Annotated in this window: 14 protein-coding genes; 4 read left to right on the plus strand and 10 right to left on the minus strand. The window is 71.5% G+C overall.

Annotated elements, in window-relative coordinates:
- Positions 1 to 9 precede the first annotated feature (9 nt).
- Positions 10 to 1014, minus strand: a complete 1005-nt coding sequence (galE, locus tag ACN27F_RS07305; protein WP_421431844.1) for a UDP-glucose 4-epimerase GalE — start codon at positions 1012 to 1014, stop codon at positions 10 to 12.
- A gap of 174 nt (positions 1015 to 1188) precedes the next feature.
- Here galE and ACN27F_RS07310 point away from each other — a divergent pair, with 174 nt between their 5' ends.
- Positions 1189 to 2409, plus strand: coding sequence for a thiolase family protein (locus ACN27F_RS07310; protein WP_421431845.1), 1221 nt, complete (start codon positions 1189 to 1191; stop codon positions 2407 to 2409).
- Complete coding sequence (locus ACN27F_RS07315) at positions 2409 to 4478, plus strand: 3-hydroxyacyl-CoA dehydrogenase NAD-binding domain-containing protein (RefSeq protein WP_421431846.1); 2070 nt, start codon at positions 2409 to 2411, stop codon at positions 4476 to 4478. The genes ACN27F_RS07310 and ACN27F_RS07315 overlap by 1 nt, the downstream gene beginning before the upstream one ends.
- A 31-nt stretch (positions 4479 to 4509) precedes the next feature.
- Here ACN27F_RS07315 and ACN27F_RS07320 read toward each other — a convergent pair whose 3' ends face one another.
- The 7 genes from ACN27F_RS07320 to ACN27F_RS07350 all read right to left on the minus strand — a co-directional run bounded on the left by ACN27F_RS07320 (position 4510) and on the right by ACN27F_RS07350 (position 13186).
- Positions 4510 to 5700, minus strand: a complete 1191-nt coding sequence (locus ACN27F_RS07320) for a sensor histidine kinase (RefSeq protein WP_421440028.1) — start codon at positions 5698 to 5700, stop codon at positions 4510 to 4512.
- Positions 5701 to 5786: 86 nt separating this feature from the next.
- Positions 5787 to 6470 carry a response regulator transcription factor gene (locus tag ACN27F_RS07325; RefSeq protein ID WP_421431847.1) on the minus strand — a complete coding sequence of 228 codons (684 nt, stop codon included), beginning with the start codon at positions 6468 to 6470 and terminating at the stop codon, positions 5787 to 5789.
- A gap of 80 nt (positions 6471 to 6550) precedes the next feature.
- On the minus strand, positions 6551 to 6883 hold the full coding sequence (locus ACN27F_RS07330) for a hypothetical protein (RefSeq protein WP_421431848.1): 333 nt from the start codon (positions 6881 to 6883) through the stop codon (positions 6551 to 6553).
- A complete protein-coding gene (locus ACN27F_RS07335) occupies positions 6831 to 7778 on the minus strand; it encodes a hypothetical protein (RefSeq protein ID WP_421431849.1) in 948 nt (315 codons plus the stop codon). Before ACN27F_RS07335 ends, ACN27F_RS07330 begins: the two co-directional genes overlap by 53 nt.
- Entirely contained in the window at positions 7675 to 9708 is a 2034-nt protein-coding gene (gene dxs / locus ACN27F_RS07340) for a 1-deoxy-D-xylulose-5-phosphate synthase (protein ID WP_421431850.1), read from the minus strand. The genes ACN27F_RS07335 and dxs overlap by 104 nt, the downstream gene beginning before the upstream one ends.
- Before the next feature lie 162 nt (positions 9709 to 9870).
- A complete protein-coding gene (locus tag ACN27F_RS07345) occupies positions 9871 to 11163 on the minus strand; it encodes a class I SAM-dependent RNA methyltransferase (RefSeq protein WP_421431852.1) in 1293 nt (430 codons plus the stop codon).
- Entirely contained in the window at positions 11153 to 13186 is a 2034-nt protein-coding gene (locus tag ACN27F_RS07350; RefSeq protein WP_421431853.1) for an APC family permease, read from the minus strand. Before ACN27F_RS07350 ends, ACN27F_RS07345 begins: the two co-directional genes overlap by 11 nt.
- Positions 13187 to 13361: 175 nt before the next feature.
- On the opposite strand from ACN27F_RS07350, the gene ACN27F_RS07355 reads away from it, so the two are divergent.
- Both ACN27F_RS07355 and ACN27F_RS07360 read left to right on the plus strand, forming a co-directional pair.
- A complete protein-coding gene (locus ACN27F_RS07355; protein WP_421431855.1) occupies positions 13362 to 14027 on the plus strand; it encodes a potassium channel family protein in 666 nt (221 codons plus the stop codon).
- A gap of 1 nt (position 14028) precedes the next feature.
- A complete protein-coding gene (locus ACN27F_RS07360; RefSeq protein ID WP_421431857.1) occupies positions 14029 to 14718 on the plus strand; it encodes a potassium channel family protein in 690 nt (229 codons plus the stop codon).
- A 52-nt stretch (positions 14719 to 14770) separates the two neighbouring features.
- On the opposite strand, the gene ACN27F_RS07365 is transcribed toward ACN27F_RS07360, so the two are convergent.
- Positions 14771 to 15460 carry a DUF3159 domain-containing protein gene (locus tag ACN27F_RS07365; protein WP_421431859.1) on the minus strand — a complete coding sequence of 230 codons (690 nt, stop codon included), beginning with the start codon at positions 15458 to 15460 and terminating at the stop codon, positions 14771 to 14773.
- A 62-nt stretch (positions 15461 to 15522) separates the two neighbouring features.
- Positions 15523 to 15900 (minus strand): OB-fold nucleic acid binding domain-containing protein, encoded by a 378-nt coding sequence (locus tag ACN27F_RS07370; RefSeq protein ID WP_421431861.1) that lies wholly within the window; start codon positions 15898 to 15900, stop codon positions 15523 to 15525.
- Positions 15901 to 15952: the final 52 nt, after the last annotated feature.

Raw genomic sequence — 15952 nt, forward strand, 5'->3', positions numbered from 1 at the left:
CCCCGGCGGTCAGCCGTCAAGGACCTGATCGCGGCGGGCCGACCAGGCCAGCGAGTGCCGGATGCCGTCCGCGATGGACAGCTCCGGCTTCCAGTCGAGCAGCTGGCGGGCCCGTACGCTGCGGGTGTAGGAGCCGGCGGAGTCGCCGGGACGGGGTCCGGTCTGCCGTACCCGCAGTGGCCGATCCACCACGGATTGAAAGGCGTCGACGAACTCGCGCACGGTGGTGCCATCGCCGGTGCCGAGGTTGAGCACCTCGTAGCGGTGCTCGGCGCCGGCCGGCAGGATCTCGTCGAAGTGGCGTAGCGCCTGCACGTGCGCTCGGGCCAGATCCCAGACGTGGATGTAGTCCCGAATCCCGGAACCGTCGCGGGTCGGCCAGTCCACCCCGGTGATCATGAACTCGGCGCCGGTCTCCACCGCCGTGATGAGCTTGCCGAGCACATGGGTGGGCTGGCGGATCTGCAGTCCGGTACGCAGCTGCGGGTCGGCGCCGATCGGGTTGAAGTAGCGCAGGGACAGGGCACGCAACGGCATCGCGGTCGCGCAGTCGGCCAGCAACTGCTCCATCATCGCCTTGGTACGGGCGTACGGGCTGGTCGGCTCCAGCGGCGACGATTCGTCGACCGAGAAGTCCTGCCCCGGACGGTAGATCGACGCGGACGAGCTGAACAGGTACCGTCCGACGCCGTTGCGGACCACGTGGTCGATGAAGTCGATCGACTTGGCGACGTTCTCCCGGTAGTAGCGCAGCGGTTCGGCGACCGACTCGGGCACCACGATCAGCGCCGCCGCGTGCACCACGGCGGCGATGTCCGGATGCTCGGCGAAGACGCGGTCGATCAACGCCCCGTCGGCGATGTCGCCGTGGTAGAAGATCCGGCCCCGGGTGAACTCGACCCGCCCGGTGCTGAGGTTGTCCAGCACCACCGGTTCGATACCGTCGTCGAGGCAGGCGGAGGCGATCGTACTGCCGATGAAGCCGGCACCCCCCGCGATCAGAACCTTCACCATGTCCCCTTCACATCGGCGGCAACCGCAAGTGGCAACAAGGTACCCGACCCGGCTGGGACGGCTGGCGACTTCCGGTGTGGCCCGGGCCACACCCCGGCTACCGGCATGACATAGTTACCGACAAGTAGCATCTGATTCTGACCCGCCCGTCCAGGCCGGCAAGGAGGGCCCATCGTGCCGCGTGAAGTCCGGGACGTCGTCTTCGTCGACGGTGTCCGCACCCCGTTCGGCAAAGCCGGCGGGATGTACGCCCACACCCGCGCCGACGACCTCGTGATCCGCTGCATCCGTGAGTTGCTGCGCCGTAACCCGCAACTGCCCGCCGAGCGGGTCGAAGAGGTCGCGATCGCGGCGACCACCCAGACCGGCGACCAGGGCCTGACCATCGGACGTACCGCCGCGCTGCTGGCCGGACTGCCCCGCACCGTGCCCGGGTTCGCCATCGACCGGATGTGTGCCGGCGCGATGACCGCGGTCACCTCGGTCGCCGGCGGCATCGCGATGGGCGCCTACGACGTCGCCATCGCCGGCGGCGTCGAGCACATGGGTCGCCACCCGATGGGTGAGGGCGTCGATCCGAACCCGCGGATCCTCGCCGAAAAGCTGGTCGACCCGTCCGCGCTGGTGATGGGGGCCACCGCGGAGAACCTGCACGACCGGCTGCCCGGCGTCACCAGGGACCGCACCGACGCGTTCGCCCTCGCCTCCCAGGTCAAGACCGCCAAGGCGTACGCGAACGGCAAACTGCAGCCCGACCTGGTCCCGGTGGCGATCCGCGATCCGGCGGCCGGCTGGGGCCTGGCCACCGTCGACGAGGCGCCCCGGGAAACGTCGCTGGAGAAGCTGGCCACCCTCAAGACGCCGTTTCGCCCGCACGGACGGGTCACGGCCGGCAACGCGGCCGGGCTCAACGACGGCGCCACCGCCAGCGTGATCGCCGCCGAGGACGTGGCCCGCGAGCTGGGCCTGCCGGTGGCGATGCGGCTGGTGTCGTACGGCTTCGTCGGTGTCGAGCCGGAGGTGATGGGGGTCGGCCCGATTCCGTCCACCGAGAAGGCGCTGCGGCTGGCCGGACTGAGCATCGACGACATCGGCCTGTTCGAGCTCAACGAGGCATTCGCCGTCCAGGTACTGGCCTTCCTCGACCACTTCGGCATCGCCGACGACGATCCACGCGTCAACCAGTGGGGCGGGGCGATCGCGATCGGACACCCGCTCGCCTCCTCCGGTGTCCGGTTGATGACGCAGTTGGCCCGGCAGTTCGCCGAACATCCCGAGGTGCGCTACGGGGTGACCGCGATGTGCATCGGGATCGGCATGGGAGGCACGGTCATCTGGGAGAACCCGGCCTACACCGGCGCGGGATCAGCCGCCGAGCAGGGAGACGACAACTGATGACGACGCTGCGAAACCCGGAGGAACTCGTCACCAGGGCGCTGGTCCGCCAGGTGCGGGTGCCCGGCCTGGAACGGCCGGCGGCGTTGATAACCCTGGACAACGGGCTGGACCACCGCAAGCCCAACACCCTCGGCCCGGCCGGGCTGGCCGAACTGGACGCCGCGATCACCGAGGCGTTGGCCGGCGAGCCGGCGTTCGTGGTGGTCACCGGCAAGCCGTACGTCTTCTGTGTCGGCGCGGACCTCACCGGCATGCCGGCGCTCACCACCCGCGAGCAGGCACTCGAAGTGGGCCGGCTGGGGCACCGCGTCTTCGCCCGGCTGCGCGACAGCCCGGCGCCGACGTTCGCGTTCGTCAACGGAGCGGCGATGGGTGGCGGCCTGGAGCTCGCCCTGCACTGCCACTACCGGACCCTGTCCGGCGGCGCGAACCCGCTCGCGCTGCCGGAGGTGTCGCTGGGACTGGTGCCCGGTTGGGGCGGTACGCAGTTGCTGCCCAACCTGATCGGCATCCCGGCCGCCGCCCAGGTGATCATTCAGAACCCGTTGACGCAGAACAAGATGCTCAAGCCGGCGCAGGCCGCCGAAATGGGCATCGCCGACCTGTTGCTGGAGCCGGCGGACTTCCTGGAACGGTCCCTGGAGTGGGCCGCCGCGGTGGTCCGGGGCGAGGTGAGCGTGACCCGGCCGCAGATCGACCGGGAGATGTGGGAGGGGGTGCTCTTCTTCGCCCGCCACCAGCTCGACCAGCGGCTGCACGGCGCGGTGCCCGCCGCCTACCGGGCGTTGGACCTGCTGGCCATGGCGAACGAGGCGTCGTTCGCCGACGGCACCGCCGCCGAGGACGAGGCCCTGGCCGACCTGATGATGTCCGCGGAGCTCCGCAGCGGCCTGTACGCGTTCGACCTGGTGCAGCGGCGGGCCAAGCGGCCGGTCGGTGCCCCGCCGGCCGAGCAGGCCCGGCCGGTGACCAAGGTCGGCATCGTCGGCGCCGGGCTGATGGCCTCCCAGCTGGCGCTGCTGTTCGCCCGGCAACTGCAGGTGCCGGTGGTGCTCACCGACCTCGACCAGGGCCGGGTCGACGCCGGGCTCGGCTACGTGCACTCCGAGATCGAAAAGCTGGTCAACAAGGGCCGGCTGGACACCGGCACCGCGGCGAAGCTGCTGGCCCTGGTCAGTGGCTCGGTCGACAAGAAGGTCTTCGCCGACGCCGACTTCGTGATCGAGGCCGTCTTCGAGGACCTGAAGGTCAAGAAGCAGGTGTGGGCCGAGGTGGAGGCGATCGTCTCCCCGGAGGCCGTGCTGGCCACCAACACATCGTCGCTGTCGGTCACCGAGATGGCGGCTGATCTGGCCCATCCGCAACGGGTGGTCGGCTTTCACTTCTTCAACCCGGTCGCGGTGCTGCCGCTGCTGGAGATCGTCCGCGGCGAACAGACCGACGACGCCACCTTGGCGACCGCCTTCGCCGTCGGCAAACAGTTGCGCAAGTCCTGCGTGCTGGTGTCGGACGCGCCGGCGTTCGTGGTGAACCGGCTGTTGACCCGCTTCCTCGGCGAGATCTTCGCCGCGGTGGACGCCGGCACCCCGCTGGAGGTCGCCGACGCGGCGCTGGATCCGCTCGGCCTGCCGATGCGGCCGTTGGCCCTGCTGCAGCTGGTCGGTCCGGCGGTGGCGCATCATGTCGGCGGTACGCTGCACGCCGCCTTCCCGGACCGGTTCGCCCGCAGCGGAAACCTGCGCCGAATCGCCGAGTCCGGGCTGCGGGTGATGATCGACGACGAGATCAACCCCGAACTCGCGGCCATGCTGGATGTCGGCTCCGATCCGCTCGACGCCGAGCAGGTCCGCCAGCGGGCGCTGGAGGCGCTGGCCCAGGAGACCCGACTGATGCTCGACGAGGGTGTGGTCGCCGAGCCGCAGGACATCGACCTGTGCCTGATCCTCGGTGCCGGCTGGCCGTTCCACCTGGGCGGGATCACCCCGTACCTGGACCGTAGCGGCACCGCCGAACGGGTCACCGGCCGACGGTTCCTGCCACCCGGCGTCGCGAGCCTGCCGGAGTAGGCGAGCGTCGCGTCACCGCACGTACGGCAGATCAGCCGGCGGAGCGGACGGTCCGGCCGGCGGGTTCGATGGCCGTCGGCAGCGGGGCGTCGGCGGCCGGCAGCAGCACGGTGACCTCGAGGCCACCGCCGGGCTGGGCGACGGCGGACACCGTCCCGCCGTGCGCGTCGGTCACCGCCCGTACGATCGACAGCCCCAACCCGGACCCGCGCGCGCCGGTCCGTTCCCGCCCACCCCGACGGAACGGCTCGAACAGCCCCGGCACGTCGGCCTGCTCCACCTCGAAGCCGGTGTTGCCGACCAGCAGGTAGACGGTGGATTCGTAGCTGCCGGTGCGCACCCACAGCCGGCCCCGCAGGTGGTTGTAGCGGACCGCGTTCTCGATCAGGTTGCCGGCGAGCCGGTCCAACAGGCTCGGGTCGCCGACCACCAGGGCCGGCTCCAGCACGGTCCGCACGTCCAGCTTGAGCCGGTTCGCCTCGGCCCGCACCGCGGACAGCGCGGCAGCGGCACCGGCGGCCAGATCGGCCGGGACCTTGCGAACCAGCCGACGCCCGGACTGTGCCTCGCTGCTGGCCAGCACCAACAGCGCGTCGAACAGGCCGTTCGCCCGCTCCGAGGCGTCGCGTACGACGGTCGCCATCCGCCGGTACTCGGCCAGGTCGGCGGTGTCGTCGGCCATGGTCACGTCGATCTCGGTACGCATCACGGCGAGTGGGGTACGCAATTCATGGGAGGCGTTGGCGACGAACCGCTTCTGCGCCTCGAACGCCGTGCTGAGCCGGTCGAGCATGTCGTCGAACGTCGCCGCCAGCTCCGCCACCTCGTCGCCGGCGCCCGAGTAGCCGATCCGCTGGTCCAGGGTCTGCTCGCCGAGCCGACGCGCGGTCGCGGTCACCTGCTGCAGCGGGCGCAGCGCGCGGCCGACCACGACGTACGCCCCGGCCACCCCCACCACACAGATCGCCAGCAGCGCGACGAAGGACTTGGCCAGCAGCTCCCGGGACGCCTGGTCGGCGATCTGGTCCTGCCAGGCGGCGGCGTCGAGTTCGCGGCCGTCGGCCAGTACGACCACGGTGCCCGGCGCGAGCTCCTCGGCCGGGCGCAGCGAATCGACCACCAGCAGCCAGGCGAGCAGCACGAACACCGCGCCGGCACCGACCAGCAGCACGCCGTTGAACAGGGTCAGCCGCAGCCGCAGCGTAGGGCGCGGGGCCCGCAGTGCCGGCCGGCGTCGGTGCCGGTCCGACCCGGCCGTCGGGTCGACGCTCGGGCCAGCGGCCCGGTCGGTCGCCGTGATCTTCGCCTTCACGGCTGCTCGCCGCCAGGTGCCGGCGGGCCGACCCGGTAGCCGGCACCGACCACTGTCTCGATCAACGGCGGGTCGCCGAGCTTCTTCCGCAAGGTCATCACGGTCACCCGTACGGTGGTGGTGAACGGGTCGGTGTTGGCGTCCCAGACCCGTTCCAGCAGTTCCTCGCTGGACACCACCGCGCCGCGTGCCTTCACCAGCTCCTCCAGCACGCCGAACTCCTTGCGGGTCAGGTCGACCGGCGCGCCGGCCCGGGTCGCGACCCGGCGGGCCGGATCGACGCTCAGGTCCGCCACGGTCAGCACCGGTGGCGCCGCCGGGGTCGCCCGCCGGCCGAGTGCCTGGACCCGGGCGACCAGCTCGGTGAAGGCGAACGGTTTGGGCAGGTAGTCGTCGGCACCGAGCTGGAGCCCTTCGACCCGGTCGGCGACCGTACCGCTGGCGGTGAGCATCAGCACCCGGGTGAGCGCACCGGAGCTGACCAGGTCGGCGCAGATCTGGTCGCCGTGTACACCGGGCAGGTCACGGTCGAGCACCACGACGTCGTAGCGGGTCACGAACGCCATCTCGTGCCCGGCGGAGCCGTCGTAGGCGACGTCCACCGCCATACCCTGCCGGCGCAGCCCGCGAACGATCGCGTCGGCGAGATTGCGTTCGTCCTCCACCACCAGCACCCGCACGGCGACCTCCTGTCATCGTCCGCTCTCACCCTGCGCAGGACGGCGTTAAGCCCGCGTGAAGCTGCGAGGTGGCTTCAAAACTAGCCGGGCAGCCGCCAGACGCTCAGCGCGCCGTCGGTACGGCGGCAGACCAGCGTGGTGCCGTCGCTCTGGCAGGCGTCGGTCACCCCGGTCAGCCGCAACAGCATCCTGGGTGGGTCCTGATTCGGACCGAGCCGGGCGACCCACACGTCCCTGGTGTCGAGGGTGCGCCGCATCGCCAGCCAGTCCGCCCCGGCAGGGGCGAGTTCGATCCAGTCGAGCCGGCCGCCGGACGGCCAGCCGCCGGCGGTGTGCGCCACCGGCTGCCCGGTCGCCGGGTCAACGACCTGCTCGGCACCGGCCGGTGGGCCGCCACTGGCGCCGGTGGCCACCGCCAGCAGGTTGTCGCCGAACGCGCGGACGCGAAACCAGTCGTGGCGGGTCCACACCAGGGCGCCGTCGGCCGGGTCGACGGCCCGCACTCCCCCGCTCAGTCCCTCGACGCAGAGCAGCTCGCCACAGCCGAACACGTTGCCGACCGGCGGCACCGGCACCGACCACCTCGCCGGTTCCCGCGTCCCGGACGGACACCCGCCCGGCGGGATCCGTCTCCACGACCTGCTGGAGCCGACCGCCGATCGAGTATCCCGCGACGCTGTGCTCCGCCGGTATCCGCCGGCTCCACCGCTGCCGCCCGCTGGCGACGTCCACCGCACGCAAGGTGGCCAGTTCGGCGGGCCACGACAGGTTCCGGTCGTCCCTCGTCGGCGGCTGCCACAGCACCACCGCACCGCTGGCGGTCACCTTCCACACCCACCCGTCCGCCTGCCATCCGACGGTGCCGTCGGTGAGGTCGAGCGCCGTGGTACGCGTCGCGACCGCGGATCCGTACGAGTTGAGTAGCAGATGCCCGGCGACGAGGTCGTACCCGTATCCGGTCGCGCTGCCGTCGTCACCGACGAACTGAAGGCTGGTCCGCCACCGCACCGCGCCCTGTGGCAGCTGGTACGCGGTCACGGTGTCCGTCGGCTCGCCGGTGGTCGCCCGCTCGACCACGACCAGCTTGTCGTCGTGCGGCACGATCAGCGCGTCGGCTCCGGCGCTGATCGTCGCCGGCTCGGGCGGCACCGGCAGTGGGGCGGCGGCGACCAGGCTGGCGGGTGCCCGCTGGTGACGGCGGCCATCAACCGCGACCGGCGCGACGGCCGGCGGCGCTGCGGCCGACCGCAGGGTCCTGGTGGCCGGCGGCAGGGTCCTGGTGGCCGGACGGGTCGGCTGCGGTGGCACCGGCGGGGCCGTGCGCCCCGGCGTCGGTCGGATCGTCCAGTCCGGAGATCCAACCGGTCACGTCCCGAGCCACGTCCTGGGCGGTCAGGCCAAGGTCGGCGAGGATCTGCGCTCGGGTGCCGTGCGGATGCCAGTCGGCGGGTACGCCGAGATCACGCAGCGGCACCCGCACGCCGACGTCACGCATCGCCTTGGCCACCGCGTCACCGACGCCACCGGTCCGTACCCCGTCCTCCACGGTGACCACCAGCCGGTGTGCGGTGGCCAGGTCGACCAGCTCGGCCGGGACCGGGCGCACCCACCGCGGGTCGACCACGGTCACCCCGTAGCCGTGCCCGGCGACCCGGGCGGCGACCTCGACCCCGAGCTGCGCGAACGCGCCGACCGCGATCAGCAGGACGTCGCGGCGGTCGGCCTCGACGAGTACGTCGACCGGGCCGGTGCGGCGCAGTGCCGGCAGGTCCTTGGCGACCGTCCCGGTCGGGAACCGCAGCACGGTCGGGCCGTCGGCGACGGCCACCGCCTCACGCAGCTCCTCCCGCAGGGTGGCGGCGTCGCGCGGCGCGGCGATCCGCAGACCGGGCACCACTCCGAAGACCGACATGTCCCAGATGCCGTAGTGACTCGGCCCGTCGGGCCCGGTCACCCCGGCCCGGTCCAGCACGAAGGTCACCGGCAGCCGGTGCATCGCCACGTCGAGCAACACCTGGTCGAAGGCACGGTTGAGGAAGGTGGCGTACACCGCGACGACCGGATGCAGCCCGCCCATCGCCAGGCCGGCGGCCGAGGTGGCGGCGTGCTGCTCGGCGATGCCGACGTCGTACACCCGCTGCGGGTGCTTGCGGGCCAGCTTGGCGATGCCGGTCGGCTCGGCCATCGCCGCGGTGATGCCGACCACGTCGGGTCGTTCGTCGGCGATCGCGACCAGTTCGTCGGCGAAGACGTGCGTCCACTTGACCGCCGGGGCGGCGAGCAGCTTGCCGGTCTGGACGTCGAACGCGCCACCCGGGCCGTGCAGGCAGTCGGCTTCGTCCTCCTCGGCGGGGCGGTAGCCGTACCCCTTGCGGGTCACCGCGTGCACGATCACCGGGCCGCCGAACCCCTTGGCCCGGTGCAGCGCCGACTCGACCGCGGCCAGGTCGTGCCCGTCGATCGGGCCGACGTACTTGATGCCGAGGTCTTCGAACATGGTCTGCGGGGCCACCGCGTCCTTGATGCCCTTCTTGACCGCGTGCAGCACCTCGTACATCGGCTTGCCGACCAGCGGGGTCGCCCCGAGCGACTCCTTGACCAGGTCGAGCACCCGTTCGTAGCCGGGGTTGAGCCGCAACGCGGCCAGATGCTCGGCCAGCCCGCCGGTGGTCGGCGCGTAGGACCGGCCGTTGTCGTTGACCACGATCACCAGTGGATTGCGGGCACCGGCGATGTTGTTCAACGCCTCCCAGCACATGCCGCCGGTCAGCGCGCCGTCGCCGACCACGGCGACCACGCTGCGCGCCTCGCCCCGCAGCGCGAACGCCTTGGCCAGCCCGTCGGCGTAGGACAGTGCGGTGGAGGCGTGCGAGTTCTCGATCAGGTCGTGCTCGCTCTCGGCCTGGCTCGGGTAACCGGACAGACCGTCGCGCTGGCGGAGCTGGTCGAAACCGGCCTGCCGGCCGGTGAGGATCTTGTGTACGTACGCCTGGTGCCCGGTGTCGAACAGGAACCGGTCCCGGGGCGAGTCGAAGACCCGGTGCAGTGCCAGGGTCAGCTCGACCACGCCGAGGTTCGGCCCCAGGTGCCCACCGGTACGGGAGACCTTGGCGACGAGGAAGTCGCGGATCTCCGCGGCCAATATCGCGAGCTCGTCAGCGGACATCCGCTTGACGTCCTGCGGTGTGCGTACGCTGGCCAGCAACCGGCCGTCGACTCCTGCCTCTGCCTGGCTCATCTCGCTCCCAACTGCCCTCACGCGCGGCCACACGGCACGCCGGACGGCTTCCCGGCGGCGGTGCGCGCTCCGGCCGACGCGCGGCGTCCGCCCATGACCGCAGAGTCTATCGGCATCTCTGCAATGCGCAGCCGTCGCGAGCAGGACGACCGGCGACCGACGCTAGGCCGGGGTCAGCAGGGCGACGCATTCGACGTGCTGGGTCATCGGGAAGCAGTCGTATCCACGCAACTCAGCCAGCGTCCACCCGTACTCGGTGAAGGTACGCACGTCGCGGGCGAACGCGGCCGGGTCGCAGGCCACGTAGGCCACCGCGCGGCGGGCCGCGACCGTGATCGCGCGCACCACCCGGGCACCGGCGCCCGAGCGTGGCGGGTCGAGCACGACCAGGTCGACCGGGCCGGTGACCCGACGCCGGGTCAGGGCCGCCTCGACCCGGGCCGCGACCACCTCGACCTGCGGCAGGTCGGCCAGGTTCGCCCGGGCGGCCGACACGGCGGCGGGAGCGGACTCGACCAGGGTGATCCGGCCACGTGGTCCGGTCCGCCCGGCCACGGCGGCGGCGAACAAGCCGGCCCCACCGTACAGATCCCAGGCGGATTCGTCGTCGCGGGGATCGAGCAGGTCGAGGACCGAGTCGGCGAGAGTCTCGGCGGCGGCCGGGTGGACCTGCCAGAACGCGCCGGCCGGCAACTGCCAACGCCGGCCCAACGCCGTCTCGGTGACCGCCGCGCCAACTCCGGCCCCGGTCACGGCCGGTCCACTGGTCCGGTCCGTCGAACCTGCCGGGACCGTCGAACCTGCCGGGACCGGGGTGACCGTCACCTCACCGGTCCCCGACGCGACCAGTTCCACCGCGTCGACGCCCGGCCAACGGCGACCGGTCACCGACAGCACCGGCTGGTGCTGGATCCGGGGGTGGGCGATCAGACACCGCCGCACCGGGACGACCTCGTGCGAACGGTGCTTGAGCAGGCCCGCCCGGTCGGCGGCGTCGACCGCGTACCGCACCCGGGTGCGCCAGCCCAACGGGCCGCCGGGCAGCTCACGGACCCGGACCGACAGCGCGTCGACCTCGGCCGCGCTCAACCCGCCGAGGCGCAGCAACTGCTCCCGGAGCACGGCCTCCTTCCACTGTCGCTGCCCGGCCGGGCTGACATGCTGCAGGTCGCAGCCGCCGCAGCGGTTCGGGCCGGCGTCCGGGCAGGGCGGGGTGACCCGTTGCGGTGCCGCCTCGTGCACCGCGACCGCCTCGGCCCGCAGGTAGCCACGGCGAATCTCGGTGATCGAAACGGTCACCAGCTCGCCAGGTAGCGCGTGCCGGACGAAGACCACCTGACCGTCGACGCGGGCGACGCAGTGCCCGCCGTGCGCGACCCGGTCGACCCGGGCGACGACCTGGTCGCCCTCGACGAATCCGCCGGGTCGATCCGGACCTGACCGGTCAGCCGTCACCGGGCACCTCCCGGGCGGTGGTGGCCGGATCGCTCGGCAGCGGGCGCGGACCACGGGCCGGGCCACGGCTGAGCGTCTCGTCGTAGCGGTCCAGGTCCCGGTTCGCGCTCGACGCCAACTGCCAGGGCACGCTGGTCACCATCACCCCCGGTTCGAACAGCAGCCGGCCCTTGAGCCGCAGCGCGCTCTGGTTGTGCAGCAGGTTCTCCCACCAGTGGCCGACCACGTACTCCGGGATGAAGACGGTGACCACGTCTCGCGGCGCGTCCCGACGCACCGACTTGACGTAGTCGATGATCGGGCGGCTGATCTCCCGGTACGGCGAGTCGACCACGGTCAGCGGCACCGGTAGGCCGCGCCGCTCCCATTCCGCCTGCACCGCCCGGGTGTCCGCGTCGTCGACCCGCACGGTCAGGGCGGCGAGCGAGTCCGGCCGGGTGGCCTGTGCATACGCCACCGCTCGCAGCGTCGGTAGGTGCACCTTGCTGACCAGGACGATCGCGTGGTTACGGGCGGGCAGCACCGGGCGCCCCTCGGCCGGCGTCAACTCGCGCGCCACCGTGTCGTAGTGCCGCCGGATGGCCAGCATCAGCACGTAGATGACCGACATCGCGGCGATCGCGATCCAGGCGCCGAGGGCGAACTTGGTGACCAGGACGACGATCAGCACCGCGCCGGTGAGCGTCATACCGAAGCCGTTGATCACCCGGGCCCGGTGCATCCGGCGGCGGACGGCACCGTCCCGTTCGGTACGCAACCGCCGGTTCCAGTGCCGCAGCATGCCCGCCTGGCTCAGCGTGAACGAGACGAACACGCCGACGATGTAGAGCTGGATCAGCCGGGTCAACTCGGCCTGCAGGACCACGACCAGCAGGATCGCGAACCCGGCCAGGAACAGGATGCCGTTGGAGAAGGCCAGCCGGTCGCCGCGGGTGTGCAACTGACGCGGCAGGTAGCGGTCCTGGGCCAGGATCGACCCGAGCACCGGGAAACCGCTGAACGCGGTGTTCGCGGCCAGGAAGAGGATCAGTGCGGTGACCCCGGCGACCCCGAACAACAGCGGTCCGGCACCGAAGACGGTCTCGCCGAGTTGGGCGACCACGGTCTTCTGCTCGTACCCGGGCGGACCGGACTCGATCTGCACCGCCGGGTTCTCCACGAACTGCAGCCCGGTCAGCCGGGCGAGCCAGATGATCCCGCCGATCATGGCGACCGACAGGGTGCCGAGCAGCAGCAGCGTGGTGGCCGCGTTGCGGCTTTTCGGCGGCTTGAACGCCGGCACTCCGTTGGAGATCGCCTCCACACCGGTCAACGCGGCGCAGCCGGAGGAGAAGGCGCGCAGCAGCAGGAACGCCATGGCGAACCCGGTCAGGTCGGTCCATTCGGCGCTGATCACCAGGTCGGCGCTCGGGGCGCGCAGGTCGTGACCGAGGACGAAGATCCGTACCAGACCGGTGAGGATCACCGCGCTGATCACGATGATGAAGCCGTAGGTGGGGATGGCGAACATCCGCCCGGATTCCCGTACCCCGCGCAGGTTGAGCGCGGTGAGCAGGGCGATCGCCGCGACCGCGACGGCCACCTTGTGCTCGGCGACGAACGGCAGCACCGAACCGAGGTTGGCCACCCCGGAGGCGACCGACACGGCGACGGTGAGCACGTAGTCGATGAGCAACGCGCTGGCCACCCCGACGCCGAAGCGCGGGCCCAGGTTGACGGTGGCCACCTCGTAGTCGCCTCCCCCGGATGGGTAGGCGTGCACGTTCTGCCGGTAGCTGGCGACCACGGTGACCATCACCACCGCCACCGCCAACGTCACCCAGGGTGAGTAGACGAACGACGCCGCCCCGGCGATGGACAACGTCAGCAGGATCTCGTCGGGGGCGTACGCCACCGACGAGATCGCGTCCGAGGAGAACACCGGCAGGGCCACCCGCTTGGGCAGCAACGTGTGCTGGAGCCGGTCGGAGCGAAACGGCCGCCCCAGCAGCAGCCGTTTGATCAGGGAGGTGGGACTGGCCACAAGCGCTAAGGGTACGGCTGCCCCGGCCGCCGTGAATCCGGGTGCCTGATCACGCGGCGTGCGCGCCGGCAGGGTACGGTCGGCGCGTCACACTGGCTGCCACGTGGCAGGCTGGCAGGTGAGCGCGTGTCCAGGCCGGCACGCGCCCGGCTGATCCCGTTGCGGGAGGGCTCTCGTGCACGTCGTGATCATGGGTTGCGGCCGGGTCGGCTCGACCCTGGCGCAGACCCTGTCCGGTCACGGGCATTCGGTCGCGGTGATCGACAAGGACGCCAACGCGTTCCGCCGGCTGCCGGGCGACTTCACCGGTGCCACCGTCACCGGTACCGGCTACGACCGGGACGTGTTGCGGGCCGCCGGTATCGAACGGGCCGACGCGTTCGCCGCCGTCTCCAACGGCGACAACTCGAACATCATCTCCGCCCGGCTGGCCCGCGAGACGTTCGGCGTTTCCCGGGTCGCCGCCCGCATTTACGACCAGCGGCGGGCCGAGGTCTACGAACGCCTCGGCATTCCGACGGTGGCGACCGTACGATGGACCGCCGACCGGATGCTGCGTCACCTTGTCCCGGAAGGCAACGTCGAGATCTTCCGGGACCCCACCAGCACGGTGTCGATCATCGAGGTGCCGCTGCACCGGGAGTGGATCGGTCGGCCGTTGCGGGCGTTGGAGGACGCCACCGGCACCCGGGCGGCGTACCTGATGCGCTTCGGGATCGGCACCCTGCCCACCTCCTCGACCGTGCTGCAGGAGGGTGACCAGGTGTTCATGCTCGTCACCGACGACATCGCGAACGCGGTGACGTTGGCCGCCAGCAGCCTGCCGGAAGGAGCGCGCTGACATGCGGGTCGCCATCGCCGGAGCCGGCAACGTCGGTCGTTCCATCGCTCAGGAGCTGATCGACAACGGGCATCAGGTGCTGCTCATCGAGCGCAACCCGGACATGCTGCACCACGACCGGGTGCCGGGGGCGGACTGGATCCTCGCCGACGCCTGCGAGGTGGCCAGCCTGGAGGACGCCGACCTGGCCGGGTACGACGTGATGGTCGCCGCCACCGGTGACGACAAGGTCAACCTGGTGGTGTCCCTGCTGGCCAAGACGGAGTTCAGCGTGCCGCGGGTGGTAGCCAGGGTGAACCGGGCCGAGAACGAGTGGCTGTTCACCGAACAGTGGGGGGTCGACGTGGCGGTCAGCAAGCCCCGGGTGATGGCGGCGCTGGTCGAGGAGGCCGTCACCGTCGGCGACCTGGTCCGGTTGATGACCTTCCGGCAAGGTGAGGCGAACCTGGTGGAGATCACCCTGCCGACGGACGCGCCGCACGTCGGGCACGCCGTACACACCGTGCCACTGCCACGCGACTGCGCGCTGGTGGCGATCGTGCGGGGCAAGCGGGTACTGGCACCGGGGCCGGACGATCCGCTCGAACCCGGCGACGAACTCGTCTTCGTCTGCACCACCGACGTGGAGGACGAGGTGCGGGCGGTGGTCCTCGGCGCGGACAGCGTGGAACGCACCCGGCGGGGCGAGTAGCCGACCGCGCGACCGCGCCCGCCGGGGCGCAACCGACCGCGCCGGTGCCCGCTCAGCCCGACGGCGCCAGCAGTGGCTGCATCTCGCGTCGTTCCCGGTCGACCTTGCGGACCACCCAGATCGTGATCGCCAGCAGCGCGGCGTAGGGCGGATAGCTGAGCAGCAACCGGGAGACACCCAGCGCGGTCTCCATCTCGGCCAGGTAGAAGCCGGCCTGGATGCCGACCTTGATCAGCCAGACCACGCCCCACAGCACGGTCAGCCGGTTGAAGGTGCGGATCAGCACCGGATCGGCCCGCCAGTCCGATCGACCACCCGCCGCGATGATCGACCAGATCCAGCCCACCAGCGGTTGGCGGATCGCCACCGAACCCAGCAGGGCCAGCCCGTACCCGATGCCGTAGAGGATGCCGGGCAGGTAGAAGTCGCGCTCCTCACCGGTGCGCCAGGCCAGCAAGGCGCCGATACCGATGCCGAACAGACCGTTCACCGCATGCCGGATCGGCCGCCGCTGGACGAGCCGGATCACCGCGATGCCGACCGCCACCCCGACGGCGGCGACGAGCGCCACCGACAGGTCCCACAGCACGTTGCAGATGACGAAGACGGCGATCGGTACACTGGACTCGGCGAGTCCGCGCCAGCCGCCGAGTTGTTCGGCCATCTGCTCGGTCAGGCTCGGCATCGGCTGGTCGTCCTGGCCGACCACGGCCTCGGTCTCGCCATGCTGCCCCGGGGTCATCAGATTCCAACTTCCGTCGTCGGCTGGGTGAGCGGGCTGGGCCGCCGCTGGCGTCGGCCGGCTCAACGGGTTTCCAACTCGTAGTGCGGGTTGTAGATCACCTTGCGCTCGTCGCGCAGCGCGATCCGCCCCCGAGCGGTGAGCTGGCGCCCGGGTTCGATCCCGGCGATCCGGCGCCGGCCCAGCCAGATGAGCGTGACGACGTCGCTGCCGTCATAGAGGTCGGCCTCCAGGGTCGGCAAATTGGTACGGGGACAGTAGACCACGGTACGCAACCGGCCCGACACGGAGACGATCTCACCACGGCGGCAGTGTCCGGCGAGGGTGGCACCGCACTCGGCGCTCTCCCGTTGGAGTCGTTCGGCGTCCAACTCGGCCTCGGTGGCGGCCAGCCGGCGCAGGAACCGGCGCAGCGACGGGCGACGTTCATCGATCGTCACGATCGTCTGCCCCTTCCTCGACGCTGCCGGTGTGCACGGAGCCCCTGGCGCG

Source organism: Solwaraspora sp. WMMB335, assembly GCF_049179075.1.
GTDB lineage: Bacteria > Actinomycetota > Actinomycetes > Mycobacteriales > Micromonosporaceae > Micromonospora_E.

Coding starts and splice junctions, on each gene's coding strand:
- galE (WP_421431844.1), bottom strand. CDS start 1,014: ATGGTGAAGGTTCTGATCGCGGGGGGTGCCGGCTTCATCGGCAGTACG.
- ACN27F_RS07315 (WP_421431846.1), top strand. CDS start 2,409: ATGACGACGCTGCGAAACCCGGAGGAACTCGTCACCAGGGCGCTGGTC.
- dxs (WP_421431850.1), bottom strand. CDS start 9,708: ATGAGCCAGGCAGAGGCAGGAGTCGACGGCCGGTTGCTGGCCAGCGTA.
- ACN27F_RS07360 (WP_421431857.1), top strand. CDS start 14,029: ATGCGGGTCGCCATCGCCGGAGCCGGCAACGTCGGTCGTTCCATCGCT.
- ACN27F_RS07365 (WP_421431859.1), bottom strand. CDS start 15,460: ATGACCCCGGGGCAGCATGGCGAGACCGAGGCCGTGGTCGGCCAGGAC.